Source organism: Micromonospora lacuserhaii (assembly GCF_036902735.1).
Lineage (GTDB): Bacteria > Actinomycetota > Actinomycetes > Mycobacteriales > Micromonosporaceae > Micromonospora.
On the sequence record NZ_JBAKHO010000109.1, the window covers coordinates 1 to 4,966 of the forward strand.

Consider the following 4,966-nt stretch of genomic DNA (forward strand, 5'->3'; position numbering starts at 1 on the left):
TTGGCCTCCGACTTGCCGCCGGCCCAGCCCCTGCCGCAGCCCCGACCGCCGGCCGGCGCGCCCGGCCAGACCCGCGGTGCGGCCGCCGTGCCGTCGGCACCGGGCCGCCCCGTCGGGTACGCCCCGGCGGTGACGAACGCCGCTCCGGCGCGTCGTTCCAGGTCAGGGATGGTGACCATCGCCATTCTGCTGGCCGTACTGGTTCTGGTCTGCTCCGGCGTGGTTTCCTACAGGGCGCGGAAGGATGCGGGAGCCGGTGATCCCGGCGCGTACCGGCCGCTGGGTGTTCCGTCCGGCGCGGTGAGCGCGGGCGGACGCGACGATCTGGCCCGGACGTCGTACCGTCGGGTGGTATGGCTCCGAACGGGTGGCGGCGAGACGACGACGAGCGAAGGACGACGAACGCGATGACAGCGCAGGCCCGCCTGCTCGGTGGCCGATATCAGGTCGGCGAGCTGCTCGGCTACGGCGGCATGGCCGAGGTGCACCGCGGTCGTGACCTTCGGCTCGGGCGGGACGTCGCGATCAAGATGCTCCGCGCCGACCTCGCCCGGGACGCCACATTCCAGATGCGGTTCCGTCGCGAGGCGCAGAACGCCGCCTCGCTGAACCACCCGGCGATCGTGGCCGTCTACGACACCGGCGAGGAGACCGCCCCGACCGGCGAGACCCTGCCGTTCATCGTGATGGAGTTCGTCAACGGGCGCACCCTGAAGGAGCTCCTCGGCGTCGAAAGCCGGTTGCAGCCGCGCCGGGCGCTGGAGATCTGCGCCGACATGTGCGCGGCGCTGGAGTTCAGCCACCGGCACGGGATCATCCACCGGGACGTCAAGCCGGGCAACGTGATGCTCACCCAGACCGGTCAGGTCAAGGTGATGGACTTCGGCATCGCCCGGGCGCTGGCCAGTGGCGCCACCACGATGACCCAGACCAGCGCGGTGATCGGCACGGCCCAGTACCTCTCGCCGGAGCAGGCCCGCGGCGAGGCCGTGGACGCCCGCTCCGACGTCTACGCCGCCGGCTGCGTGCTCTTCGAGCTGGTCTGCGGGCACCCGCCGTTCGTCGGCGACAGCCCGGTCAGCGTCGCCTACCAGCACGTACGGGAGGCTCCGCCGACGCCGAGCGACATCAACCCGGACGTCAACCCGGCGGTCGACGCGATCGTGCTCAAGGCGCTGTCGAAGAACCCGCTCAACCGCTACCAGAGCGCCGGCGAGATGCGCGCCGACCTGCTCCGGGCGGCCGCGGGCCGGCCGGTGATGGCCACCCCGGTCATGCCGCAGGAGGAGACCGCGCACCTGGCGCCGGCCGCCGGAGCGGGGTACCCGACCCAGGTGGCGGGCGCCCCCACCCGGCAGATCCCGGCCCGGGTCGGCGACCCGCAGCGGCGCAAGAGCTCGGGCTGGGTGATCGCGGCCTTCGCGGCGCTCGGTGTGCTCGCGGTGATCGCGCTGGTCGCGGGCCTGCTGCTGCAACAGAACAAGGACGACGTCAAGCAGGTCGCGGTGCCGAACCTGGCCGGCAAGACCCAGGCCGCCGCGTACGTCGAGATCAGCAACGCCGGGCTCGTGCCGGCGAAGGCGCAGGAGCCATTCTTCGACAGCAACTGCAAAAAGGACACGGTGGTCAAGCAGGACCCTCCGGCGGGGTCGAAGCTTGAGCAGAAGCAGCAGGTGGTCATCACGCTCTGCGGCGGCAAGCCGGAGGTCGAAGTCCTCACCGGCCTCAAGGGCAGCAAGCTGGACAGTGCCCGTACTCGACTGGAGACCGCAAAGTTCAACGTGGTGGTCGAGGAGAAGAACAGCGAGGAGAACGAGGACATCGTTCTCGACGTCTCCCCGGCGGAGGGCACGAAGGTGCCGGAGGGAACGACGGTCACGCTGACGGTGTCCAAGGGAAATGTCCGGTCCGTGCCGGACGTGGTCGGTTACAGCAAGGAGCAGGCAACCAAGGCACTCGAGAACGCCGGTTTCAAGGTGGACGTCGATCTGGGTAAGGAGGTGCCGGCGACCGAGGCCGGCAAGGTTCTCAGCCAGAGCCCGAAGGGCGGCAGCAAGAAGCCGAAGGGCACCACCGTGACCATCACGGTGAGCGTGCCGGAGGCCACTCAGCCGCCGACGCCGCCGACGCCCACGCCGACCGAACCCACCCCGACCCCGACCGGCGGCACCGGTACCGGCGGCGGCTTCCCGATCCCGACCACGCCTGCGGTCCGCAACCCCGGCGAGTAACCGGAGACACCGCGTTCAGACAGACCGGCCCGGCCCCCTGGGGGGACCGGGCCGAGGTCTTTTTGGGCAGCGAGATCAGTTGGTGGCGAAGGCGGCGCGCCGGCGGGCGTCCACCTCGGCGGCCAGCTCCGGCGCGCGCTCCAGCGCCTCCGGGTGACCGCACGCGGCCAGCCAGTTCGCCAGCATCAGGTGGCCGCCCTCGGTGAGCACCGACTCCGGGTGGAACTGGACGCCCTCGATCGGCAGCGTGCGGTGCCGCATCGCCATCACCACGCCGGAGCCGGTCCAACCGGTGACCTCCAGCTCGTCCGGGAGCGTCTCGGGGAGCACCGCCAGCGAGTGGTACCGGGTCGCGGTGAACGGGTCGGGCAGCCCGGCCAGGACGCCGACCGAGTGGTGCCGGACCTCGGAGGTCTTGCCGTGCAGCAGTTCGGGTGCCCGGGTCACGGTGGCGCCGAACGCCTCACCGATCGCCTGGTGACCGAGGCAGACCCCGAAGATCGGCAGCTCCCCGGCGTACTGCCGGATGACGTCCAGGCAGATGCCGGCCCGGTCCGGGCTGCCGGGCCCCGGCGAGAGCAGGACGCCGGCCGCGCCGGCCCGGCCTACCTCGGCCACGTCGATCTCGTCGTTGCGCCGGACCTCACAGTCGACGCCGAGCTGGCCGAGGTACTGGACCAGGTTGAAGACGAACGAGTCGTAGTTGTCGATGACCAGGACACGCATGGGGCTCACTCGTTCGGGGAGGTCGGCGGGGCGTTGTTCTCGTCGGTGTCGTACGGCAGATCGTGCTCGTCGCCCGTGGGGGCGTCCTGGTTTACGCCGGAGTCCCCGCCGGGCGTGCCCGAGTCCTGGGTGACCTGCACGTCGTCGAAGGGCAGCAGCGGCTCGGCCCACGGGAAGATCACGTACCAGAGCAACGCCACCGTGGCGGCGGCGAGAAGTACTGAGCCGATCAGCTTGCCGGCCAGGCCGAAGGGCAGCTTGCGCCAGATCCAGGAGTACATCGCGGTCCTCAGGCTCCCAGCTCCACCGGTCGTCCCGCCGACTTCGGCTGGCTGTGGTCCAGCTCGGCGTGCACGATCAGGCGCTGGTAGTTGTCGAACTTCGGGTTGCAGGTGGTGAGGGTGAGCAGCTTCCTCGTCGGCTTGGCGCCGGGATTCATCGGCACCGGCGCGACCACCTCGACCTGATCCGGACGGACGATCCGGCTCTTGTAGACCTTGTAGATGTACCAGTCGGTCTGGCCCTCGACCACGATCACGTCGCCGTTGTTCAGCTCGTCCAACCGCCAGAAGGTGGCCCGGTTGCGGTGTCCGGCGACGGAGAAGTTGCCGACCTTCCCGGGGAGCGCGCTCTTCGGATAGTGGCCGGGGGCGTACCGGATGTCCTTCTGGGTGACGCCCTCGACGACCACCCAGTTCTTGTCCAGCTTGGGGATGTAGAGCCCGGCGATCGGCTTGCCCTCCACCACCTTCAGCGGCTTGGCCGCCGCCGTGGGCGACGGGCCGACGGTCGGGTCTCCGATGGGGCCCCACGCCTGGGCCAACTGCTGGCTCAGGTCGTTCTGGTGGGCGTCGACGATCGCCGACTTGCCCCAGATCTCGTAGCTGGCGAAGAGGAGCACCACCAGACCGAAGGTGATCAGCAGCTCGCCGGTGATCCGGACGCCGGTGCGGATCCGGGAGGCGATGCTGGGCCGGGTCAGCTCCGAGTAGACGCTCTTGTACCCCTCGCCGGTCTGCTCGGGGCGCAGCTGGACCACCCGTTCGCCCCGGCGGGGCTGCGGCGGCTCGGCCGGCGGGGTGGGCTGGGTGCCGTCGGGTTTGGGGGTGGGTGGGACGGCGCCCATCAGCGCCGTCGAGTCCAGCGGCGGGTGCTGCGGCCGCGGCCGCCCGGTCACCGCCGGGATCACCGCGGTGGCCGCCGGGTCCGCGGGCCGCTCTGGACCCCGGACTCCGGCCGCCGGCTGGCCGAGGTCGGGCGCGGCCGCCCGGGGTACGCCGTCGTAGGAGGCCGCGCGCGGGGTGCCGACGCCTTCCGGTGTGGTCGTCCGGGGCGCCCCGTCGTAAGAGGCCGAACGCGGAACGGCGACTCCCTCCGGCCGGGTCGGCCGGAGCGGGGCGTCGTCACGCGACGGCGTGCGGGGCGGTCCGTCCTCCGCCATGCCGGACCGCACGCCATCCTCCGGGGCTGCCGAGGACGAGCCGGCGCGGGCGGCACCGTGGGCCGGGGCGGTTGGCCGGTCGGTGACCCGGGGGATGAACGCGGTGGGCGCCTCGACGGGCGCGGCGGGGCGTACCCCGGCGGGTGGCTGGTGCTCGGTTCGACCCGGCGCGGACCCTCGACCCGGCGCAGCGGGGCGGTCGGGACCGGCCGGTGGGGGCGGCGCGGCGGGCGTGTGCCGGACGGCCGGCGGACCCGCGGGAGGCTGCGTGGGCGGCGGCGCGGCCGGAGCGGGAGGCTGCGCGGTCGGCGCGGGAGGCGGCGTGGCTGGCGTGAAAGGCTGCGCGGTCGGCGTGGGCGTGCGGGACGCGGCGTTGCCCGGCCACGCGGGCGGCGCGGGTCGGCTCGGTTCGGCCGGCGTGTCCGGCCGGAGGGTGCCACCGGCGCGCGACGGACCCGTCGGCTGCCCGGGACCGGAGTTCGGCACGGTCGGGCGGCGTGTGGTGTCGGCGGGCGTCGGCGTGGGGCGCTGCGCGGGCCGCGCGGGCGGCGCGTCGGCGGCCGGCGAC

General features: G+C 72.8%; 4 protein-coding genes and 1 pseudogene. 2 read left to right on the plus strand and 3 right to left on the minus strand.

The window, feature by feature from the left end:
- Positions 1–407: 407 nt before the first annotated feature.
- Entirely contained in the window at positions 408–2,231 is a 1,824-nt protein-coding gene (gene pknB, locus V6U81_RS28830; protein ID WP_334494177.1) for a Stk1 family PASTA domain-containing Ser/Thr kinase, read from the plus strand.
- Positions 2,232–2,306: 75 nt separating this feature from the next.
- Here pknB and V6U81_RS28835 read toward each other — a convergent pair whose 3' ends face one another.
- From V6U81_RS28835 to V6U81_RS28845, 3 genes are read right to left on the minus strand one after another with little or no spacing between them, the layout of a single operon-like run.
- A complete protein-coding gene (locus tag V6U81_RS28835; RefSeq protein ID WP_334494179.1) occupies positions 2,307–2,957 on the minus strand; it encodes an aminodeoxychorismate/anthranilate synthase component II in 651 nt (216 codons plus the stop codon).
- 5 nt (positions 2,958–2,962) lie between these two features.
- Positions 2,963–3,238 carry a hypothetical protein gene (locus V6U81_RS28840; protein WP_334494180.1) on the minus strand — a complete coding sequence of 92 codons (276 nt, stop codon included), beginning with the start codon at positions 3,236–3,238 and terminating at the stop codon, positions 2,963–2,965.
- Positions 3,239–3,246: 8 nt separating this feature from the next.
- Positions 3,247–4,134, minus strand: coding sequence for a class E sortase (locus V6U81_RS28845; RefSeq protein WP_334494181.1), 888 nt, complete (start codon positions 4,132–4,134; stop codon positions 3,247–3,249).
- Positions 4,135–4,666: 532 nt separating this feature from the next.
- Between V6U81_RS28845 and V6U81_RS28850 the strand changes: the two are divergent.
- A pseudogene (locus V6U81_RS28850) lies at positions 4,667–4,966 on the plus strand (hypothetical protein); the annotation flags it as partial.

Bases quoted from the DNA above. Each gene is read 5' to 3' on its own strand.
- pknB (WP_334494177.1), top strand. From the start codon at position 408: ATGACAGCGCAGGCCCGCCTGCTCGGTGGCCGATATCAGGTCGGCGAG.
- V6U81_RS28835 (WP_334494179.1), bottom strand. From the start codon at position 2,957: ATGCGTGTCCTGGTCATCGACAACTACGACTCGTTCGTCTTCAACCTG.
- V6U81_RS28840 (WP_334494180.1), bottom strand. From the start codon at position 3,238: ATGTACTCCTGGATCTGGCGCAAGCTGCCCTTCGGCCTGGCCGGCAAG.